Annotated in this window: 17 protein-coding genes; 5 read left to right on the top strand and 12 right to left on the bottom strand. The window is 69.2% G+C overall.

Features of this window, described 5'->3' with window-relative positions:
• Positions 1-6: 6 nt before the first annotated feature.
• Genes fdxA through VD659_RS13275 form a run of 3 tightly spaced genes read right to left on the bottom strand, consistent with a single transcriptional unit; the run spans position 7 to position 2759 of the window.
• Positions 7-330 carry a ferredoxin gene (gene fdxA / locus VD659_RS13285; protein WP_137836404.1) on the bottom strand — a complete coding sequence of 108 codons (324 nt, stop codon included), beginning with the start codon at positions 328-330 and terminating at the stop codon, positions 7-9.
• 20 nt (positions 331-350) lie between these two features.
• Positions 351-941, bottom strand: coding sequence for a hypothetical protein (locus tag VD659_RS13280; protein ID WP_423261556.1), 591 nt, complete (start codon positions 939-941; stop codon positions 351-353).
• Positions 942-971: 30 nt separating this feature from the next.
• Positions 972-2759, bottom strand: a complete 1788-nt coding sequence (locus tag VD659_RS13275; protein ID WP_423261555.1) for a helicase HerA-like domain-containing protein — start codon at positions 2757-2759, stop codon at positions 972-974.
• A gap of 147 nt (positions 2760-2906) precedes the next feature.
• Between VD659_RS13275 and efeU the strand changes: the two genes are divergently transcribed.
• The 4 genes from efeU to VD659_RS13255 are packed head-to-tail and all read left to right on the top strand — an operon-like array spanning position 2907 to position 7798.
• Positions 2907-3875 (top strand): iron uptake transporter permease EfeU, encoded by a 969-nt coding sequence (efeU, locus tag VD659_RS13270; RefSeq protein ID WP_423261554.1) that lies wholly within the window; start codon positions 2907-2909, stop codon positions 3873-3875.
• Positions 3872-5056: an iron uptake system protein EfeO gene (gene efeO, locus VD659_RS13265; protein WP_423261553.1), complete on the top strand. Its 1185-nt coding sequence runs from the start codon at positions 3872-3874 to the stop codon at positions 5054-5056. Before efeU ends, efeO begins: the two co-directional genes overlap by 4 nt.
• 31 nt (positions 5057-5087) lie before the next feature.
• Positions 5088-6416, top strand: a complete 1329-nt coding sequence (gene efeB / locus VD659_RS13260; protein WP_423261552.1) for an iron uptake transporter deferrochelatase/peroxidase subunit — start codon at positions 5088-5090, stop codon at positions 6414-6416.
• On the top strand, positions 6413-7798 hold the full coding sequence (locus VD659_RS13255) for an MFS transporter (protein ID WP_423261551.1): 1386 nt from the start codon (positions 6413-6415) through the stop codon (positions 7796-7798). The genes efeB and VD659_RS13255 overlap by 4 nt, the downstream gene beginning before the upstream one ends.
• A 57-nt stretch (positions 7799-7855) precedes the next feature.
• Here the strand turns inward: VD659_RS13255 and typA are convergent, their stop codons facing one another.
• From typA to VD659_RS13230, 5 genes are all read right to left on the bottom strand, one after another.
• Positions 7856-9763, bottom strand: coding sequence for a translational GTPase TypA (typA, locus tag VD659_RS13250; RefSeq protein WP_423261550.1), 1908 nt, complete (start codon positions 9761-9763; stop codon positions 7856-7858).
• 95 nt (positions 9764-9858) lie between these two features.
• Positions 9859-11610 carry a dipeptide ABC transporter ATP-binding protein gene (locus VD659_RS13245; protein WP_423261549.1) on the bottom strand — a complete coding sequence of 584 codons (1752 nt, stop codon included), beginning with the start codon at positions 11608-11610 and terminating at the stop codon, positions 9859-9861.
• Positions 11607-12557: an ABC transporter permease gene (locus tag VD659_RS13240; protein WP_423261548.1), complete on the bottom strand. Its 951-nt coding sequence runs from the start codon at positions 12555-12557 to the stop codon at positions 11607-11609. Before VD659_RS13240 ends, VD659_RS13245 begins: the two co-directional genes overlap by 4 nt.
• The gene (locus VD659_RS13235) at positions 12547-13476 is read right to left on the bottom strand and encodes an ABC transporter permease (RefSeq protein WP_423261547.1); all 930 of its coding nucleotides are present in this window, start codon (positions 13474-13476) and stop codon (positions 12547-12549) included. The genes VD659_RS13240 and VD659_RS13235 overlap by 11 nt, the downstream gene beginning before the upstream one ends.
• A 101-nt stretch (positions 13477-13577) precedes the next feature.
• Positions 13578-15191: a peptide ABC transporter substrate-binding protein gene (locus VD659_RS13230; protein WP_423261546.1), complete on the bottom strand. Its 1614-nt coding sequence runs from the start codon at positions 15189-15191 to the stop codon at positions 13578-13580.
• Between the two features lie 200 nt (positions 15192-15391).
• Between VD659_RS13230 and VD659_RS13225 the strand changes: the two genes are divergently transcribed.
• The gene (locus VD659_RS13225; RefSeq protein WP_423261545.1) at positions 15392-16168 is read left to right on the top strand and encodes a CPBP family intramembrane glutamic endopeptidase; all 777 of its coding nucleotides are present in this window, start codon (positions 15392-15394) and stop codon (positions 16166-16168) included.
• Here VD659_RS13225 and VD659_RS13220 read toward each other — a convergent pair.
• The 4 genes from VD659_RS13220 to gcvH all read right to left on the bottom strand — a co-directional run bounded on the left by VD659_RS13220 (position 16165) and on the right by gcvH (position 21506).
• The gene (locus tag VD659_RS13220; RefSeq protein ID WP_423261544.1) at positions 16165-16968 is read right to left on the bottom strand and encodes a pentapeptide repeat-containing protein; all 804 of its coding nucleotides are present in this window, start codon (positions 16966-16968) and stop codon (positions 16165-16167) included. The genes VD659_RS13225 and VD659_RS13220 overlap by 4 nt on opposite strands.
• Positions 16969-17135: 167 nt before the next feature.
• Positions 17136-18056 (bottom strand): endonuclease domain-containing protein, encoded by a 921-nt coding sequence (locus VD659_RS13215; RefSeq protein ID WP_423261542.1) that lies wholly within the window; start codon positions 18054-18056, stop codon positions 17136-17138.
• 137 nt (positions 18057-18193) lie between these two features.
• Positions 18194-21130 carry an aminomethyl-transferring glycine dehydrogenase gene (gene gcvP, locus VD659_RS13210; protein ID WP_423261541.1) on the bottom strand — a complete coding sequence of 979 codons (2937 nt, stop codon included), beginning with the start codon at positions 21128-21130 and terminating at the stop codon, positions 18194-18196.
• A 4-nt stretch (positions 21131-21134) separates the two neighbouring features.
• On the bottom strand, positions 21135-21506 hold the full coding sequence (gene gcvH, locus VD659_RS13205; protein WP_423261539.1) for a glycine cleavage system protein GcvH: 372 nt from the start codon (positions 21504-21506) through the stop codon (positions 21135-21137).

The following is a 21506-nucleotide window of genomic DNA, read 5'->3' as shown; positions in this document are numbered from 1 at the left end:
CGGGCTCTAGTGCTCGCCCTGGGGCGGCAGCGCGGCGATCACCGGGTGGTCGTGCTTGATCACGCCGATCTTCGCGGCTCCGCCGGGCGAGCCGATCTCCTCGAAGAACTCGACATTGGCCTTGTAGTAGTCGGCCCACTCTTCGGGCAGGTCGTCTTCGTAGTAGATGGCCTCGACGGGGCACACCGGCTCGCAGGCGCCGCAGTCGACGCACTCGTCGGGGTGGATGTAGAGCGAGCGTTCGCCTTCGTAGATGCAGTCGACGGGGCATTCGTCGATGCACGCGCGGTCTTTGACGTCGACGCACGGGAGGGCGATGACATAGGTCACTGTGGATCGGGTCCCTTCGATTACCGGGAGTTCAAGTCTACGTGCTCGGCGCGCGACTTCCCGCCGGAGTGCGCCCCGGCGAGGCGCGGCCAGGCCAGCACGGCCACGGCGAGCAGGGTCGATCCGACCAGCCAGACCATACCGGCCACGCTGTCGGGGATGAGCACCGAGCCGCCGGGGCTCGGCAGCGCGAGGAGCGCCACGAGGCCCACAAGGGCGACGGCGGCGAGCACGGCGGCGAGTCGCGTGGGGGCGACCATCCGGAGGCCCACGAGCAGCATCCCTTCGGCGGCGAGCGCCAGGATCAGCCCCACCGGCAGGTCGAAGAGGCCGAACACGCTTACGCTGATCTGGTGCACGATCGTGCCGAGGATGCCGAAGACCCCGCCCACGAGGAACGCGGCGGCGAGCCCGAGCACGCGCGTGCCGAGCGAGGTGCCGGCCGGCTCTGGCTCGTACTCCGGCTCCGTGAAGGCGGGAGCGGTCTCCCCCGTCACGCCCATCGCTCCGGCGTAGACGCTGCCGGGCGCCGCGGCGCCGGCCCCGGTCGTGCGGATGCCGTACCGCGGTTCGCTCTGATCGGCGCCGTCCCGGCGCGGCTCGCTCTCCACGAAGCCAGCCTACGTCGTGGGGTGCGCCGCTCAGCGCCGGCGGCGGGTTCCGAAGATGCCTTCCATGACACCTTTCAGGATCGTCTGCGTGGTCTTGGAGCCGAGCACGTCGGTGAGCAGGTCGGGCTGCGGCTTCGTCGCGCGGCTGCGCGGGGCGGATGCGCGGCGCGCGTCGGCCGCGGCATCCGCCTTCGCCTGCTTCTCGGCCGCCTTCTGGAACTCGGCCTGCTGGCGGGCGTACTCCTCCTGGGCCTCGGCCTGCGCGGCGGCGGCCGCGGCCGCGTTCATCTTGGCGGCGAGCATCTCGCGAGCCGATTCGCGGTCGATCGGTGTGCCGTACCGGGCCAGCAGGGGCGAGGCGGCGACCGCGGCGTCGATCTGCGCATCCGGCGTCGGCGCCATGGAACCCTGCGGCGCCCGAACCCGCGTCCACGCCACCGGAGAGGGGGCGCCCTTCTCGTTCATCACGGTGACGACGGCCTCGCCCGTGCCGAGGTTCTGCAGCACCTGGTCGAGGTCGTAGGCGGAGGTCGGGTAGGTCGAGACGGTGGCCCGCAGAGCCTTGGCGTCGTCGGGCGTGAAGGCGCGCAGGGCGTGCTGCACGCGCGAGCCGAGCTGCGCGAGCACGTCGCCCGGGATGTCCTTCGGCGTCTGCGTGACGAAGAAGATGCCGACGCCCTTCGAGCGGATGAGCCGCACGGTCTGGGTGATCGACTGCTGGAAGTCCTTCGACGCGCCGGCGAAGAGCAGGTGCGCCTCGTCGAAGAAGAACACGAGCTTGGGCTTGTCGAGGTCTCCCACCTCGGGCAGGTCGTTGTAGAGGTCGGCGAGCAGCCACATCAGGAAGGTGGAGAACAGCTGCGGCTTGTCGGCCACCCGCGGCAGCTCGAGCAGGTTGATCACCCCGGTGCCGTCGGCAGCCGTGCGGAGGAAGAGCGAGGTGTCGATCTCGGGCTCGCCGAAGAAGGCCTCGGCCCCCTGGGCGGCGAAGGCGATGAGCTCGCGCAGGATGACACCCACGGTCTGGTTCGAGAGGCCGCCGAGGTTCTTCAGCTCGACCTTGCCCTCGTCGCTCGTCAGGTAGCTGAGCACGGCGCGGAGGTCGCTGAGGTCGACCAGCGGCAGCCCGGCCTGCTCGGCGTAGTGGAACACCAGGCCGAGGCTCGACTCCTGGGTGGCGTTGAGGCCCAGCACCTTGCTGAGCAGCAACGGACCGAAGCCCGAGAGCGTGGCACGGATGGGCACGCCCTTGCCGATGCCGCCGAGGCTGAAGTACTCCACCTGGCTGGCCTTCGGCGTCCAGTCCTGCCCGATGGCGGCGGTGCGGGCGAGGAGCTTCTCGTTCGGCTCCCCCGGCGTGGCGACGCCGGAGAGGTCGCCTTTCATGTCGGCCGCGAACACGGGCACGCCGTTGGCGGCCAGCTGCTCCGCGAGCGCCTGCAGGGTGCGGGTCTTGCCCGTGCCGGTGGCGCCGGCCACCAGTCCGTGGCGATTGGTCATCGCGAGCGGGATGCGCACGGGCGCATCGGGCACGGGCTCCCCGTTCACGAGAGCGCCGATCTCGAGGGCGGGGCCGGCAAAGGCGTAGCCGGAGCGGATGGCATCGACCTCGGCGGCCGAGAGCGGCCCGGCGGCAGGCGCGACGGGCGCGGCTGCGGGCACGGCTGCGGCAGCCGCCACCTCCTGGGCGGCCACGGCCGCCGCCGCGGCATCCTGAGCCCGCTTCACGGCGGCCTCGGCCGCGGCCTGCGCCTGTCGGGCGGCCTCGAGCGCCGCCTCCGCTTCCGCCTGGGCGTGCACCACCGCGTCGTCCGTCATGGCCTCAGCCTAGATCTGGCAGTCCGTTCAGGGAACGGATTCGGCTTGGCACCCCGAGGCACCTAAGGCTAGGCTTACCCAAGTAAGGCCAGGCAAACCAACAGTGACCGCGACCTTCCCCTCCCTGTCTCCGTCGAAAAGGTGCCCGTGCTCGCCAACTATCTGATCGGCCTGCGCGAAGGGCTCGAAGCCGCCCTCGTCGTGGGCATCCTCGTGGCCTACGTGCGCAAGATCGGCCGTCGCGACGTGCTGTTCCGGCTCTGGATCGGCGTCGGCCTCGCCGTGCTCGTGGCGCTCACCCTCGGAGCCGTGCTGACCTTCGGCGCCTACGGCCTGAGCTTCGAAGCCCAGGAGGCCATCGGAGGCTCGCTCTCGATCGTCGCCACGGGCTTCGTGACCTGGATGGTGTTCTGGATGCTCCGCACCAGCCAGAACCTCAAGGGCACCCTGCACTCCGACATCGACAAGGCCCTCATCGGCGCCGGCTGGGGCCTCGTGCTCGTGGCGTTCCTCGCGGTGGGCCGGGAGGGCATCGAGACCGCCCTGTTCATCTGGGCCGCGGTGCAGGCCACCGGCGAGACCACGTTCCCGCTGCTGGGAGCCGCCCTCGGCATCCTGACCGCCGTCGTGCTCGGATACCTGATCTACCGGGGCCTCGTGCGCATCAACCTCTCGAAGTTCTTCGCCTGGTCGGGCGGGTTCCTCATCCTGGTCGCCGCCGGCGTGCTGAGCTACGGCGTGCACGACCTGCAGGAGGCGGGCATCCTGCCGGGTCTCAACAACCTGGCCTTCGACGTGAGCGGCATCGTGCCGCCCGACAGCTGGTACGGCACGCTCCTCAAGGGCACCGTGAACTTCTCCCCCGCCACCACCTGGCTCGAGCTGGCGGTCTGGCTGGCCTACTTCGTGCCCACGATGATCCTCTTCCTCCGCGCCGTGCGGCGCGGGCCGAAGAAGACGCCGCTCACCGCGACCACCGCCCCAGCCGCCCCTGCCGCGCCCGTAGCCCCCGCCCCAGCCGCGGCCGCCGCCGCGCGCGCGCACCCCACGACCCCTGCCCCCACGACCCCTGCCTCCGCCGAATCCGGCGCCGTCCACCGCTTGGAGCACCTGTGAAGACCCGACCGATCCTCGTCGCCGCCGGCGCGGCACTGACCGCCCTCGCCCTCGCGGGCTGCGTTCCCAACAACACCTCGTCGACGGATACCGCCGGCGCGATCACCGTCGACAGCTCGGCCGACGCGTGCACGGTGAGCGCCAGCACGGCCACCAGCGGCACCCTCAACTTCAGCGTCACGAACTCCGGCACCCAGGTGACCGAGTTCTACCTGCTCGCCGAAGACGGGCTGCGCATCGTGGGCGAGGTCGAGAACGTGGGCCCCGGCATCAGCCGCGACCTCGTGGTGCAGGCCCAGCCCGGGAACTACTTCACCGTCTGCAAGCCCGGCATGGTGGGCGACGGCATCGGCCGCGCCTCCTTCACCGTCTCGGGCGACAAGGTGCAGCTCGCGGGCGACCAGCAGCAGCAGGTCGACCAGGCTGCCACCAACTACGTGGCCTACGTGAAGGACCAGGTCGGCCAGCTCGTGACGGGCACCGACACCTTCCTCGCCGCCTACCTCGCGGGCGACGACGCCACGGCGCGCACGCTGTACCCCACGGCCCGCGCGAACTACGAGCGCATCGAGCCCGTCGCCGAGTCCTTCGGCGACCTCGACCCCGCCATCGACTTCCGCGAGGCCGACGTCGCCGCGGGCGATGAGTGGACCGGCTGGCACCGCATCGAGAAGGACCTCTTCCCGCCGGCGGCCGCCGACAACGGCGGCACCGCCTACGTGCCGCTGACGGCCGACGAGCGCAGCTACTACGCCGACAAGCTCAAGGCCGACACGCAGAAGCTCTACGACGCCGTCACCGCCTCCGACTACACGGTCGGCATCGACGCCATCTCGAACGGCGCCATCGGCCTCATGGAGGAAGTGGCCTCGGGCAAGATCACCGGCGAGGAGGAGATCTGGTCGCACACCGACCTCTGGGACTTCCAGGCCAACCTCGAGGGCGCCAAGGTGGCCTACGAAGGCGTGCGCGACATCGTCGACGCGAAGAACCCCGAGCTCGTGAAGAGCCTCGACACCCAGTTCGCCTCGCTGCAGACGCTGCTCTCCGGCTACGGAAACCTGAACGACGGCTTCACCTACTACAACGACCTCACCACCGAGCAGGTGAAGCAGCTGGCCGACGGCGTCAACGCCCTGGGCGAGCCGCTCAGCCGCCTCACCGCGGCCCTGGTGAGCTGACACTCAGCCGCCGCATCCTAGAGTTGTGATCATGTCTGCCCAGGAAACACCCGAGGAGCAGCCAGAGACCGCGACCCCGGATGTCCCGCCCGCCCCGACGAAGTCCGGCATCTCCCGCAGGGGATTGTTCGGCCTCGCCGGGGCGGGCGTCGTCGGGGCGGGCATCGGCTTCTCGCTCGACCGCTTCGTGCTTCCCCCCGCCGCTTCGGCGCAGGCGGGCGGCACGGTGTACCCCTTCTTCGCCGCGAACCAGTCGGGCATCGTCACCCCCGCGCAGGACCGCCTGCACTTCGCCAGCTACGACGTGGCCGACATCTCGCGCGACGAGCTGGTGACCCTGCTGAAGGACTGGAGCGCCGCCGCCGCGCTGATGACCCAGGGCCAGCAGGCCGGCACCTACGGCGCCACCGGCGGCCCTTACGACGCTCCGCCCGACGACACCGGCGAAGCGCTCGGCCTGCCGGCATCCGGCCTCACCATCACCATCGGCTTCGGCCCCAGCCTCTTCACGAACGCCGCCGGCGCCGATCGCTTCGGCATCGCCGCGCAGCGCCCCGCCGCGCTCGTCGACCTGCCGCACTTCCCGGCCGACATGCTGCAGGATGCGCTGAGCGGCGGCGATCTGTGCATCCAGGCCTGCAGCGACGACCCCCAGGTCGCGGTGCACGCCATCCGCAACCTCTCACGCATCGCCTTCGGGCGCGCCTCGATCCGCTGGTCGCAGCTCGGCTTCGGCCGCACGAGCTCGACCTCCCAGGCGCAGGCGACCCCGCGCAACCTCTTCGGCTTCAAGGACGGCACCGCCAACATCAAGTCGGAGGAGACGGATGTGGTGAACGGCCAGGTCTGGGCCTCGGCCGACGACGGCGCAGCGTGGATGGCGGGTGGTTCCTATCTCGTGGCCCGCAAGATCCGCATGACGATCGAGACCTGGGACCGCACCTCGCTGCGTGAGCAGGAGCGCGTGATCGGCCGCACCAAGGGCGAGGGTGCTCCCTATTCGGGCGGCACGGAGTTCACTGCCCCCGACTTCGCCGCGCTCGGCGCCGGCGGCAAGCCGCTGATCGACGCCGCCTCGCACGTGCGCGTGGCGCATCCCGAACAGAATTCCGGCGCCCAGCTCCTGCGCCGCGGCTACAACTTCGTCGACGGCAACGACGAGCTCGGGCGGCTGAACGCCGGACTGTTCTTCATCGCCTACCAGCGGGACCCGCGCGCGCAGTTCATCCCCATCCAGATGAACCTGGCCAAGAACGATGCGATGAACGAGTACATCCGCCACGTCGGCTCGGGCGTCTTCGCCGTACCGCCCGGAGCCTCGACCGGGGGCTACGTGGGCGAGACGCTCTTCGGCGCGTGAGGGGCGTCCTCGGCGCGCGCTACCGGCTCATCACCATCGGCTCCTTCGCGCTGGTCTTCGTCGCGGCTTTCGAGAACCTCGCCGTCACCACGGTGATGCCGGTGATCAGCGCCGAACTCGACGGGGCCGCCCTCTACGCCGTGGCCTTCGCGGGGCCGCTCGCCGTCTCGGTGCTCGGCATGGTGGTGAGCGGCACCGCGAGCGACCGCAACGGGCCCGTGTGGCCGCTCTACACCTCCGTCGCCCTGTTCGCGACCGGCCTCCTCATCGCCGGCACCGCCACGAGCATGGGCGCGATGGTCGCCGGCCGGCTCGTGCACGGCCTCGGCGGCGGCGCGATGACCGTGGCCATCTACGTCATCGTGGCCCGGGTCTACCCGGCGTCCCTCCAACCGCGCATCTTCGGTGCCTTCGCCGCGGCTTGGGTGCTCCCGGCCCTGATCGGCCCGTACACCGCGGGGCTCCTCGGCGACACGGTGGGCTGGCGCTGGGTGTTCCTCGGCGTCGCCGTGCTCGTGCTGCCCGCTCTCGCGATGGTGGTGCCGGCGATGCGGCTGATCGCCCCCGGCACCGCGGAAGACCGCGCGGCCGCCCCGTGGAGCGTCTCGCGCATCGTCTGGGCCGTACTTCTCGGGTTCGCCATCCTGGCCCTCAGCCTCGCCTCGGAGCTCGACGGCGTGCTCGTGTTCGCGGTGGCCGGCGGCTCGCTCGTGCTGGCGGCGGTGGCGCTGCGTCCCCTGCTGCCGAGGCACACCCTGCTCGGCGCGCGCGGACTGCCGAGCGTCATCCTGATCCGGATGCTCGTCGCCGGCGGTTACACGGCTGCGGAGGTCTACCTGCCCTACCTGCTCACGAACCGTTTCGCCCTCGACGCCTCCACCGCCGGCCTCGCCCTCTCGGCCGCCGGTATCGCCTGGGGCCTCACCTCGTGGCTGCAGGGGCGGCTGCCCGGGCTCAGTGCCACACAGGCGCTGCGCCTGGGCACGGCGACCGTCGTGGGCGCCACCGCGCTGGTCTGCGCCACCGCGTTCTTCGGCTGGCCGGCCTGGGTGTCCATTGCCGGCTGGGCGTTCTCCGGCGCCGGCATGGGACTGGCCTACCCCAAGCTCTCAGTGCTCACCCTGAGCTACTCGAAGCCGGGACAGCAGGGCTTCAACAGCTCGGCGCTTAGCATCGCGGATGCGGCGGGCCCGGCCATGTCACTCGCCATCGCCGGCATCCTGTTCGGTGTGCTCGGCGGGCCGGAGGCGATCGGTGCCTTCGGCGCCGTCTTCCTGCTGGCCACCTGCATCGCCACGGCCGCACTCGTGATGAGCGGGCGGACGGCGGAGGCCTCCGCCGGGCGCACGGCCACCTCCCCGACCGGACTCACCACCTCGTGAACGACGAACGGCCCGCACCTCCGGAGGAGGGCGGGCCGTTCGGCGTGACGCGGGCGACTACTGGTTCGCGCGCTTGAGGTTCGCGGTGCGGCGGGCGCGGGCGTTCTGGTCGAGCTCGACCTTGCGGATGCGCACCGTCTCAGGGGTGACCTCGACGCACTCGTCCTCGCGGGCGAACTCGAGCGACTCCTCGAGGGAGAGCTGGCGCGACGGAGTCATCGACTCGAAGTTGTCGGCCGTCGACTGACGCATGTTGGTCAGCTTCTTCTCCTTGGTGATGTTCACGTCCATGTCGTCGGCGCGCGAGTTCTCGCCGATCACCATGCCCTCGTAGACCTCTTCGGTGGGGTTCACGAAGAAGGTCATGCGCTCCTGGAGGGCGATGATGGCGAACGGGGTGACGACACCGGAGCGGTCGGCCACGATCGATCCGTTGTTACGGGTGACGATCGAACCGGCCCACTCGTCGTAGCCGTGCGAGATCGCGTTCGCGATGCCGGTGCCGCGGGTGATGGTGAGGAACTCGGTGCGGAAGCCGATCAGGCCGCGCGAGGGCACGATGAACTCCATGCGCACCCAGCCGGTGCCGTGGTTGGACATACCGTCCATCCGGCCCTTGCGGGCGGCGAGCAGCTGCGTGATCGCGCCGAGGTACTCCTCGGGCGCGTCGATCGTGAGGTGCTCGAAGGGTTCGTGCGTCTTGCCGTTGACCTGCTTCGTGACCACCTGGGGCTTGCCCACGGTGAGCTCGTAGCCCTCGCGGCGCATGTTCTCGACCAGGATGGCGAGCGCTAGCTCTCCACGGCCCTGCACCTCCCAGGCGGCGGGGTTTCCGATGTCGACGACGCGGAGCGAGACGTTACCGATCAGCTCGCGGTCGAGGCGGTCCTTCACCATGCGGGCGGTGAGCTTGTGGCCCTTGACCTTGCCGACGAGCGGCGAGGTGTTGGTGCCGATGGTCATCGAGATGGCGGGGTCGTCGACCGTGATGGCGGGCAGCGGGCGCACGTCGTCGGGGTCGGCGATCGTCTCACCGATCGTGATGTCCTCGATGCCGGCGATCGCCACGATGTCGCCGGGGCCGGCCGACTCGGTCGGGAAGCGGGTGAGGGCCACGGTCTTCAGCAGCTCGCTGATGCGCTGGTTGGTGACGGTGCCGTCGTGCTTGACCCACGCGACCTGCTGGCCCTTCTTGATCGTGCCGTTGAAGACACGGAGCAGGGCGAGACGGCCGAGGAACGGCGAGGAGTCGAGGTTCGTGACGTGGGCCTGGAGGGGCGCCTCGTCGTCGTAGGTCGGCGCCGGGATGTGCTCCAGGATGGCGCCGAACAGCGGCTCGAGGTCGTCGTTGTCGGGCAGGGTGCCGTTCTCGGGCTTGTTCAGGCTCGCGGCGCCGTTACGGCCGGAGGCGTAGACCACCGGCACGTCGAGGATGGCGTCGAGGTCGAGGTCGGGGACGTCGTCGGCCATGTCGGAGGCGAGGCCGAGCAGCAGGTCCTGCGACTCGCCCACGACCTCGTCGATGCGCGCGTCCGGCCGGTCGGTCTTGTTGACCAGCAGGATGACGGGGAGCTTGGCCTCGAGCGCCTTGCGGAGCACGAAGCGGGTCTGCGGCAGCGGGCCCTCGGAGGCGTCGACCAGCAGCACCACGCCGTCGACCATCGACAGGCCGCGCTCGACCTCGCCGCCGAAGTCGGCGTGACCCGGGGTGTCGATCACGTTGATGGTGATCGGCTTGCCGTTCGCGTGGACACCGTTGTACGAGATCGCCGTGTTCTTGGCGAGGATCGTGATGCCCTTCTCACGCTCGAGGTCGTTCGAGTCCATCATCCGGTCGTCGGCGTCGAAGTGCGCGTCGAAGGAGTTGGTCTGCGTGAGCATGGCGTCGACCAGGGTGGTCTTGCCGTGGTCGACGTGGGCGACGATTGCGACGTTGCGCAGGTCATCGCGGGTGGCTTGTGCCATGGGAAAGTCCTCAGGTTCGTGAACCCGAACTCGGTGGCCTTGCCACCCGCGGGCCCTATATAGCGGGGAGTGTGTGGGCGACGTGGCCCGATCCGCTAAACGCCCAGGGTGATTCCAGCTCCCGGGATGGCGTTCAGCAACTCCTTAGTATATTGCTCCTTCGGGCTGTCGAAGACGTCATCGGTGCTTGCGGCCTCCACGATCTTGCCCTGCTGCATCACGCAGACGTTGTCGGCGATCACCCGCACCACCGCGAGGTCGTGCGTGATGAACAGGTAGGTGAGCTCGAGCTCGGCCTGCAGATCGGCCAGAAGCTTGAGGATCTGGGCCTGCACCAGCACGTCGAGCGCCGACACCGCCTCGTCGAGCACGACGATGTCGGGCTTCAGCGCGAGCGCGCGGGCGATCGCCACACGCTGACGCTGTCCACCTGAGAGTTCGTTGGGATAACGCGTGATGAGCGTCTTCGGCAGCGCCACCTGGTCGAGCAGCTCGAGCACACGGGCCTTGCGAGAGACCCGGTCGCCGACCTTGTGCGTGTTGAGCGGTTCGCCGATGGTGTTGCCGATGTTGCGCAGCGGGTCGAGCGAGCCGTACGGATCCTGGAACACCGGCTGCATGCGCCGGCGCAGGTCGAGCAGCGCCTTGCCCTTCAGCGGTGCGACATCCTGGCCGTCGATCATGATCGAACCGCTCGTGGGGTCCTCAAGGCGCAGGATCATCTTCGCCACCGTCGACTTGCCCGAGCCCGACTCGCCCACGAGGGCCGTGGTCGTGCCCTTCTCCACCGAGAACGACACGGCGTCGGAGGCCGTCAGCTCGCCGGCGGCGCCGCGGCCCTGGCCGCGGATCTTGTAGACCTTCGTGAGGTCTTTCACCACGATGGCGTCGGGGCGCTTGGTCTTGGGCTGCTGCTCGATGCGCTCCTCGGCCGCCGCGATGAGGTCGAGCCCCTCGGTGACCTTGGTGGGGGCGTACTCGAGGTCGCTCAGCGCGTGGCTGGCCGAGGCCTGCGTGGCCGACTGGATACGCCGCGACGCCAGGCTCGGGGCCGCGGCCACGAGACGCTGCGTGTAGGGGTGCACCGGGTTCTGCAGGATCTCCTTCGAGGGGCCGGCCTCGACGATCTTGCCCTTGTACATCACCACGAGCTGCTCCGCGCGCTCGGCGGCGAGGCCGAGGTCGTGCGTGATGAAGAGCACGGCGGTGCCGATGTCGCGGGTGAGCGTCTCGAGGTGGTCGAGGATGCGCCGCTGCACGGTCACGTCGAGCGCCGAGGTGGGCTCGTCGGCGATGAGCAGCTTCGGCCGGCTCGACAGGCCGATGCCGATCAGCACGCGCTGGCGCATGCCGCCGGAGAACTGGTGCGGGAACTGCTTCAGCCGCTTGTCGGCATCCGCGAGACCCGCCTCCTTCAGCACCTGGATGGCGTGGGCCTTGACGGCCTTGCGGCCCGAGGCGATGCCGTTGGCGCGGATGGTCTCCTCCACCTGGAATCCGACGCTCCACACGGGGTTGAGGTTCGACATCGGGTCTTGCGGCACGAAGCCGATCTGGCGACCACGGATCTCCTCCATCTTCTTCTCGGAGTAGGAGGTGAGCTCCTGCCCGTCGAACATGATGGAGCCGCCCGTGATGCGGCCGGGGCCGGGGAGCAGGTTGATGATGGCGTGGGCCGTCGTGGACTTGCCCGAGCCCGACTCCCCCACGATGGCGAGCGTCTGCCCGGGCATCAGGGTGAGGTCGACACCGCGCACGGCGGGCACGATGCCCTCGGTGGTCTGGAAGCCGACCTCGAGGTTCTTGATCTCGAGCAGGGGCTGGATGCTGGTGCTGGAGTCGCTCATCGCTGAGCCCTCGCCTTCGGGTCGAGAGCGTCTCTGACGACTTCGCCGAGCATGATGAAGCTCAGCACGGTGATCGAGAGCGCGATGGACGGGTAGATGAGCGTCTGCGGCGCGGTGCGGAGGTCGGTCTGCGCCGCGCTGATGTCGTTGCCCCAGGACATGGTGGAGTTCGGCAGGCCGACACCGAGGAACGACAGGGTCGCCTCGGCCACGATGGCCGCTCCGAGCGAGATGGTGGTGACCACGATCACCGGGGCGATCGAGTTCGGCAGCACGTGACGCAGCAGGATGCGGAACCGCGAGACGCCGAGCGCCTGAGAGGCCATGACGTAGTCGGCGTTCTTCACCCTCAAGATCTCGGCCCTCAGCACGCGCGCCGTAGCCGGCCACGCGAAGATGCCGATGGCGAGCGAGATGACGAACACGTTCCGGTAGGCCGAGAACACCGACATGATGACCACGGCGGCCAGGATGTAGGGGATCGAGAAGAAGATGTCGCCCGCGCGGGAGAGCACGGAGTCGATCCAGCCGCCGTAGTAGCCGGCGAACATGCCGAACAGGATGCCGAGCGCCGTGGTGAGGATCGTCACGATGATGCCGACGGTGAGCGAGGTCGACGTTCCGTGGATGATGCGCGAGAACACGTCGCAGCCCTGCTTGGTGAAGCCGAGGATGTGTTCGGCCGTGGGGGCGCCGTTGCTGTTCGAGAGCACGCAGTTGTCATTCGGCGGAACCGAGGTGAACAGGTTGGGGAACAGGGCCACGAGCACGACGAGCAGGATGATCGCCGAGGAGATCCAGAACATCGGCCGGCGGCGCATGTCGCGCCAAGCGTCGATCCAGAGGTTGCTGGGGCGCTCCCCCACGTTGACCGTGTCGATCGCGACGAGCGGCGTCTCTTCGAGGGGCGCGACGTAGTGCGTCTGGGTGGGTGGGTTATTTGACATAGCGGATCCTCGGGTCGAGAAGGCCGTACAGGAGGTCGACGACGAGGTTGACCACCAGGTAGATGAGCACCATGACGGTCACGAAGGAGACCACTGTGGGGCCCTCTCCGCGGATGATCGCCTGGTAGAGCGTGCGGCCGACGCCGGGCACGTTGAAGATTCCCTCGGTGACGGTGGCGCCCACGAGCAGCACGCCGAAGTCGGTGGCCGCATAGGTGACCACCGGGATCAGCGAGTTGCGCAGGATGTGCACCGGAATGATGCGGCGCCGGCTGAGGCCCTTGCCGTAGGCCGTGCGCACGAAGTCGAGCGACTGGGTCTCGATCACCGAGGCACGGGTGAGGCGCACGATCTGGGCGAAGGTGATGCTCGCGAGCACCAGGGCCGGGAGGATCAGGTCTTGGATTGGCGCCCCGGTCGAGACCGTCGTGCGCGCCCAGCCGAGCTGGATGCCGAAGATGAACTGCGCCACGAAGGCGATCACGAAGATCGGCAGCGAGATGAAGATGAGGCTGACCACGAGCGCCGATGCATCGAAGAGCTTCCCCTTCCGCAGACCCGAGACGAGGCCGATCAGCACGCCGCCGACGAACTCGATGATGAGCGCCATGATGGCGAGGCGGATGGTGACCGGGAAGGTGCGCGCCAGGATGTCGGAGACCGGCTCACCCGAGAACGAGGTGCCGAAGTCGCCGTGGAAGATCCCGCCGAGGTACAGGAAGTACTGCACGATGAACGGCTGATCGAGGTGGTACTGCTGCCGCAGGCTCTCGAGGAGTGCCGGGTTCGGCGTCTTGTCGCCGAAGAGGGCGAGGAGGGGGTCTCCGGGCATCGCGAAGACCATGAAGTAGATGAGGAAGGTCGTACCGAGCAGGACAGGAATCGCCTGCAAGATGCGCCTGAAGATATATCCGGCCAAAAGGAAGACCGTACCAATCGGGCTAAGGGCGGAGGGCCACCGTGACTAGGGACATGATACGGGGGCGGCGGCTCGCGCCGCCGCCCCCGATCGAGCGAGAACTAGCTCTTGGTGACTTCGTAGTACAGCGGCACCGAGTTCCAGCCGAACTGGACGTTCGACACGGTCTCGCTGTAGCCGCCGGTGACGTTGGAGTACCACAGCGGGATGGCCGGGAGGTCCTTCAGGAGGATCTCCTGGGCCTGCTGGAACTTCTGGTTGGCAGCATCCACGTCAGGCGTGCTCGAGCCCTCCTGCAGCAGCGCGTCGAACGCGGGGTTCGAGTAGTCGCCGTCGTTCGAGGACGCGTTGGTCGCGTATAGCGGGCCGAGGAAGTTGAACAGGCCCGGGTAGTCGGCCTGCCATCCGGTGCGGAACGCGGTCTGGATCGTACGGTCGGTGATCGCGGTGCGCTGCTCCTTGAACGTCGGGTACGGAGCGCCGGAGGCGTCGATGCCGAGGGTGTTCTTGATGCTGTTCGCCACCGCGTCGACCCAGCCCTGGTGGCCGCCGTCGGCGTTGTACGCGATCTGGAAGGTTCCGGTCCACGGCGAGATGGCGTCGGCCGCAGCCCACTTGGCCTTCGCGTCGTCGGCGTTGAACTTCAGCACGTCGGCTCCGGTGAGGGAGTCGCTCCAGCCCGCGATCACCGGCGAGGTGAAGTCGGATGCCGGGGTGCGGGTGTCCTGGAAGATGACCTTCGTGATCTCGGGGCGGTTGATCGCCTCGGAGAGGGCGGCACGGCGGAGCGCGCCTTCCTGGCCGGAGAAGTGCGCGAGGCGCTCCGGGATGGTGAACGACTGGAACACGGCCGAGGGCTGGTTCACGGCACGGTCGCCGAGGTCGCTCTGGTAGGTGCCGAAGGCGCTGTCCGGAACGGCGTCGAGAACGTCGAGGTTGCCACCGAGGAGGTCGGCGTATGCGGCGTCCTGGCTGGCGTAGAAGACGAAGGTGATACCGCCGTTGGCTGCCTTGCGGCCACCGGTGTACTGGTCGTTCACGACGAGGTCGATCTTCTCGTTGTGCTTCCAGGCGGTGTCACTGGCCAGCTTGTAGGGGCCGTTGCCGACGGGGTTCTGACCGAAGGCCGTCATGTCGGCGAAGGCCGACTTGGGCAGCGGGTAGAACGCCGAGTAGCCCAGGCGCAGGGGGAAGTCGGAACGGGCTTCCTTCAGCGTGACGGTGAAGGTGGTCGGGTCGACGACCTTGAGGCCGGTGAGGGGGCTGTCGGCGTCGTAGCTGAAGCCCTCGATGTCCTCGAAGAAGTAGCTGTTGAGCTGGTTGTTCGACAGGAGGGCGCCGTACTGCCAGGCGTCGACGAAGCTGTTCGCGTCGACGGGGTCGCCGTTGGTGAAGGTGAGACCCGACTTCAGCTTGATGGTGAAGGTGGTCGAGTCGGTGGTGTCGATGCTCTCGGCGACGTCGAGCTGCGGCGCTCCGGTCGCGTCGTAGTACTCGAGTCCGGCGAAGATCGAGTCGATGATCTTCCCGCCACCGGTCTCGTTGGTGTTGGTGGGGATGAGGGGGTTCTGCGGTTCAGAACCGTTGGCGGTGATGACCGCCGTGGCGTTTCCCGAGGGCGTGGAGCTCGAGCTGCCGCTGGCGCAGCCCGACAGTGCGAGCGCGCTCGCGGCGACCAGCGCGATCGCGCCGATGCCATACCGTCTGATTTTCAATTTTCCTCCTGTGCAGAATGCGGGCACGGTCTTGCCTCCTCGTGGGAGGCTGGACCTAAGGAAGTACCCTAAGTGGGGGCCAGCACCGGAGCAAAACCTGAGCCGACAAAGTTACATACACGAAACTATCTCCGATGATTTATTGTGAGATTCCAACAGAGAACGTGGAATTCCACCATTCGACGCAAGAAAGTTAAGCGATGACCCGAGCCGCCGAATGGGCCCGTTTGCGCCGCCGGAGGCTGTGGACGGAGCTCGGGATCGTTCTCGGGGTCTCGCTCGGCGCATCCGCCGTCTACTCGATCGTCAACCTGATCGGGAGGCTCACCGCCGACACCCCGCTCGGGGAGCAGACGGCCACCATCAACGGCGCCCTGAGCGACCGCTCGTGGCTCGACCTGACCTACCAGCTGCTCGCGATCTTCTTCGCCCTGATGCCCGTGGTGCTGGCGTTCTACCTGCTCGCGATCTCGGGCGGCAACCCGTTCCGGCGTCTCGGCTTCGACGCCCGCAAGCCCGTGAGCGATCTCGGGCGGGGGCTCCTGCTGGTACTCGTGATCGGCGTGCCGGGCATCGCCCTGTACTTCGTGGGGCGCGCGCTCGGCTTCACCGTGAACGTGGTGCCCGCGCCGCTGGACACCTACTGGTGGACCACCCCCGTGCTCATCCTCTCTGCCCTGCGCGCCGCGCTGCAGGAGGAGCTCATCGTCGTGGGCTACCTCTTCACGCGCTTGCGGCAGATCGGCTGGGGCAAGTGGCGCATCATCGTCGCCGCCGCCGTTCTGCGCGGCAGCTACCACCTCTACCAGGGCATCGGGCCCTTCTTCGGCAACGTCGTGATGGGGATCGTCTTCGGCTGGTGCTACTGGCGCTGGGGGCGCACGATGCCGCTCGTGATCGCGCACTTGATCATCGACATCGCCTCGTTCGTGGGCTACGCCTGGGCGGTCTCGGCGTTCCCGTCGCTGTTCGGCTAGGCGCCGGCGTCGGGCTTGGGCCGCCGGTTCGTGACGACGAACGCCACGATGCCCACCAGCACGAGCAGCCCGCCGCCCACGAACCCGCCGATCATGAGCCAGTTCGGCGTCTCCGAACCACTCGGCGAGTCCGCGATCGGCACCGGGGTGGCCGTGACGGGCTCCGGCGTGAACAGGGGCGTCGCGGTGGGGGTGGCCGTGGCCGACGCGACCACGTTCACGGTCATCACGGCTGTCGCGGTGCCCTTGAACGACGAGGAGATCGTGCAGAGCACGTTGGAGGTGCCGATGGGGAACACCTGGCCGGAGTCGACCGGGGCGCCGACGATCGAGCATCCATCGACCGTGAGGCCCGGAGGGGGCGTGACGTCGAAGGCCACCGGCGCGGATCCCGAGGCGTCCGCCGTCACGTCGACGGTGGCGGGCACGATCCCCGCGCCGGTGAAGTCGGCCCCGACGATGCGGGTTCCGCTGAAGTCGGCGCCCGAGATGTTGGCCCCCGCGAACACGGCGCCCTGCACGTCGCCCCCGGCGAAGGACGCCCCGATCAGGTTCGCACCCCGGAAGTCGCCCTCGCCGAACCGCGTTCCGGTGAGGTTCACCCCGGCGCACTGGGCGCCCTGCGGGCCGTTGTCGGTGACGCGGTAGATCACGCATCCTCCCTCGTCGAACACGGGATCGGCAACGACTGCGGCAGAGGCCGGCCCGGCGACGATCGCGACGGCAGCCGCTCCGGCGAGCACTCCGATCAGGGAGCGGAGCACGGCGGAGCGGACGCGGGCGGAGCGTTCTGCGGGCATGCCTCGCACCCTACCAAACCGCCGTGCCGAGCCCCTGCGAGCAGGCCCGCCGACACCTCCGCGCACGCGGTGCGCCGACCCGCCGCGCTACCGTGACCAGTTTTTGCAGGAATACCCGAGAGCATCGCAAATAGCTCGCCGCTGGAGGCTATTCCTGCAGAAACCGGTCACATCGCGATGACGAGGCCCGCCCGGCGATGGCGAGCAGCCCACCGATGCTCGCGCCGCGCGACGAGAGCACGAACCGCGGCGATGACGCGCGGCCACTCGAGCATCACCTGGTCGAAGGTGAGTCTGATCACGATGTACCCGCGCTCGACGAGCGCGAGGTCGCGCTCGCGGTCGACGGCGTAGGCCTCCGCGCCGGAGTGCCACTCCTCGCCGTCGGTCTCGAGAACGAGGCGATCGCCGATCAGGAGGTCGACGGCCCCCACCCCCTCGATCTTGACCTGGCTCCGAAACGGGATGTTCATCCTCCGCAGCCCGAGCCGCGCCTTCGTCTCCAAGCCCGAGGCCGCGGAGGGGTCGACCACGTCGAGGTACGCACGAATGCTCTTCGGGAGTCCGCTCAGGAGGAACTGGAGGCCTGTGGTCGTGATGCGACCCTCGTGGAGCGCGGAGTCGAGGCTCACGATGGCGTCCATCCGCGATTGACACTCGACCGCGTGCAACAGCGCCCACTCGAAGCCGTCGACGGCGCCCTGCGGCTCGTCGAGCACCATCGACCGGCGCGAGCGGTGCACGACGAGCCCATGCTGCTCGGGCCTGCCGAGCGGCACCTTCCGGCTGTTCGGCGAGGTGACCCCGCGGCCGTCTGCCGCCACCCGCACGTGCAGGCGGTGATCCCGCACGCACCAGATCTTCTCGCGCTCCAGCACCGACACGCACGAGAGCCGGCCGCCCACCGCCACCGCACGCACCACCTCACGGGGCGCCTGCGGCGCCGCCACCCATCCACTCCGCACCCGCACGAGTCGCCCTCTCCGCACGGCGTTGTCCACCTCGACGGGAGCCGCGCCGAGCGCGTAGAGCTGCGCGACCGGCGCCACGCCACCGACACGGGCGATGATCTCCTCGAGATGAGACATGCTCAGATTGTGCCATGGGTTCGGCTTTTGCAGAAATAGCCTCGAGCGGCGGGCTGTTTTCGACGCTCGAGACTATTCCTGCAAAAACCGGACGCCCGCCCAGACCACACGAAGGCGCTCGCACCCGCGAAGGGCTGCTACTCGAAGGCCTCCGGCGGCGGGCAGGCGCAGACCAGGTTGCGGTCGCCGTAGGCCTGGTCGATGCGGCGCACGGGCGGCCAGTACTTGCCCCGCACCAGAGAGTGGACCGGGTACACGGCCCGCTCACGGGCGTAAGGATGCGCCCACTCCGACGACACCACGGACTCCGCGGTGTGCGGGGCACCGCGCAGCGGGTTGTCCTCGACCGGCCACTCCCCCGCCGCCACCGCGTCGATCTCGCCCTTGATGGCGATCATCGCGTCGATGAAGCGGTCGATCTCGGCCAGGTCCTCGCTCTCCGTCGGCTCGACCATCAGGGTTCCGGCCACAGGGAAGCTCATCGTCGGCGCGTGGAACCCGTAGTCGATCAGCCGCTTCGCGACGTCGTCGACCGAGACCCCCGACTCCTGGGTGATCCCGCGCAGGTCGAGGATGCACTCGTGGGCCACCAGGCCGTTGTCGCCCGTGTAGAGCACCGGGAAGTACGGTGCGAGCCGCGCCGCGATGTAGTTCGCGGCGAGCACGGCCGCCGCCGTCGCATCCGCGAGCCCCCGCATTCCCATCATGCGCACGTAGGCCCAGCTGATGGGCAGGATGCTCGGGCTGCCGTAGGGCGCGGCCGAGACCGGAGCCCCGCCGTGCACCACCCGGGAGCCGTCGGCGAGGGGGTGCGTGGCGTCCTGCGCGAAGATATGCCCCGGAAGGAATGCAGCCAGGTGCGCCTTGGCGGCCACCGGACCGACTCCGGGCCCGCCGCCGCCGTGCGGGATGCAGAAGGTCTTGTGCAGGTTGAGGTGCGAGACGTCTCCGCCGAAGTCGCCGAAGCGGGCGAAGCCGAGCAGCGCGTTGAGGTTCGCCCCGTCGACGTAGACCTGGCCGCCGGCCTCGTGCACGAGCCGGCAGATCTCGGTGACCTCGTGCTCGTAGACGCCGTGGGTCGACGGGTAGGTGATCATGAGCGCGGCGAGCTCGGAGGCGTGGGCCGCGATCTTCTCGCGCAGGTCGCCGAGGTCGACGTTGCCGAGCTCGTCGCAGGCGACCACGACCACCTTCATGCCCGCGAGCACCGCGGAGGCGGCGTTCGTGCCGTGCGCGCTCGAGGGGATGAGGCACACCGTGCGCTGCAGCTCGCCCCGTGAACGGTGGTAGCCGCGGATGGCGAGCAGTCCCGCGAGCTCGCCCTGGCTGCCCGCGTTCGGCTGCAGCGACACCGTGTCGTAGCCCGTCACCTCGGCGAGCCAGCGCTCGAGCTGGTCGATGAGCTCGAGGTAGCCGCTCACGTCGCTCTTCGGGGCGAAGGGATGCACGCCGGCGAACTCGCTCCAGGTGACGGCCTCCATCTCCGAGGCCGCGTTGAGCTTCATCGTGCACGAGCCGAGCGGGATCATCCCGCGGTCGAGCGCGTAGTCGTAGTCGGCGAGACGCTTGAGGTAGCGCATCATGCTCGTCTCGGAGCGGTGCGTGTTGAACACCGGATGCGTGAGGAAGTCGCTCTCGCGAGCCAGGTGCGCGGGCAGTCGCTCCGCTCCCCGGGCCACGAAGGCGAAGTCCCGCGACTCGGGGCCGCCGAAGGCGCGCGCCACGAGATGCACGTCGGCGAGGGTGGTGGTCTCGTCGACCGAGACGCCCACCGTGTCGGCGTCGACCCGCAGCAGGTTCGCGCCGAGCTCCTTCGCGGCCGCGACCACCGCATCCGCTCGCCCGGGAACGCGGGCGAGCAGAGTGTCGAAGAACTCGTCATGCGTCAGTTCGATGCCGAGCTCCTCCAGGTACGACGCCAGCAGCCCGGCGTGCCAGGCCACCTGCCGGGCGATCGCGCGCAGCCCGTCGGGCCCGTGGTAGACCGCGTACATGCCGGCCATCACGGCCAGCAGCACCTGGGCGGTGCAGATGTTCGAAGTGGCCTTCTCGCGCCGGATGTGCTGCTCGCGCGCCTGCAGACTGAGCCGGTAGGCGGGGTGGCCGGCCGCATCCACGCTCACGCCGACGAGCCGGCCGGGCAGTTGCCGCTCGAGACCCGCGCGCACCGACATGTAGCCGGCGTGCGGGCCACCGAAGCCCATCGGCACGCCGAAGCGCTGGGTGGTGCCGACGGCCACGTCGGCACCGAGCTCGCCGGGCGCGCGCAGCAGGGTGAGCGCGAGCAGATCGGCCGCCACCACCGCGATGCCGCCGGCCTCGTGCACGATCGAGATCACGTCGGCCGGGTCCCAGACCCGGCCGGAGGCGCCGGGGTACTGCACGAACACGCCGAACGCGCCGTCCGGCCCCGCGACCGCCGAGGCGAGCGGATGCGCGTGGTGCGACGGGTGGTCGACCGCGTCGAGCACGAGCTCCACGATCTCGATGCCCACGGCCTCGGCGCGGGAGCGCAGCAGCGACTTGGTCTGCGGGAAGGCGTCGGCGTCGACGATGAACCGCGCCGAGGTGGACTTGCTCGCCCGGCGCGCCAGGAGCATCCCCTCGACGGCCGCGGTGGACTCGTCGAGCATCGAGGCGTTCGCCGTGGCGAGCCCGGTGAGGTCGGAGACCATCGTCTGGAAGTTGATCAGCGCCTCGAGCCGCCCCTGCGAGATCTCGGGCTGGTAGGGCGTGTACGCGGTGTACCAGCTGGGGTTCTCGAGCACGTTGCGCTTGATGACGGCGGGGGTGACGGTGTCGTAGTAGCCGAGGCCGAGATACGACTTCGCCACGGTGTTGCGGGAGGCGAGCTCCCGCAGCTCCGCGACCGCCTCACGCTCGGTGGCGGCATCCGGGATCAACGACTCGCCGAGCGAGCGGTCGAGCTGGATGCTGCGCGGCACCGCCGCGGCCATCAGCTCGGCGACGCTCGCGTAGCCCACGGCCTCCAGCATGCGGGCCTGCGCCCGGGCATCCGTGCCGATGTGGCGCGAGGAGAAGGCGGACGGGGAGAGGGCAGTAGGGTCTGTCATCCGGTCACTCGCCGATCAGCGCGGAGTACTCGTCGAAGCTGAGCAGCGGCGGCAGCGCGCTGAACTCCACCTTGAGCAGCCAGCCCTCGCCCAGCGGGTCGCTGTTCACGAGCTCGGGCGAGTCCCCAACGGCGGAGTTCTTCTCGAGCACCGTGCCGTCGACGGGGGCGAAGAGCTCGCCGACCGACTTGGTGCTCTCGATCTCGCCCACGACGGTGCCGCCCGAGACCTCGGTGCCGGCGTCCGGCAGGTCGAGGTAGACGATGTCGCCGAGCTGGGCGGCGGCGTAGGCGGTGATGCCGATCGTGGCCGTGGTGCCGTCCACCAGCACCCACTCGTGCTCGGCGGTGTAGCGGAGTTCGTTCTGTTCGGGCAT

Source organism: Herbiconiux sp. 11R-BC (genome assembly GCF_049472555.1).
Classification (GTDB): Bacteria; Actinomycetota; Actinomycetes; order Actinomycetales; family Microbacteriaceae; genus Herbiconiux.
Note: the sequence above shows the minus strand (reverse complement) of the source record. Positions and strands in the feature narration are given on the sequence as shown.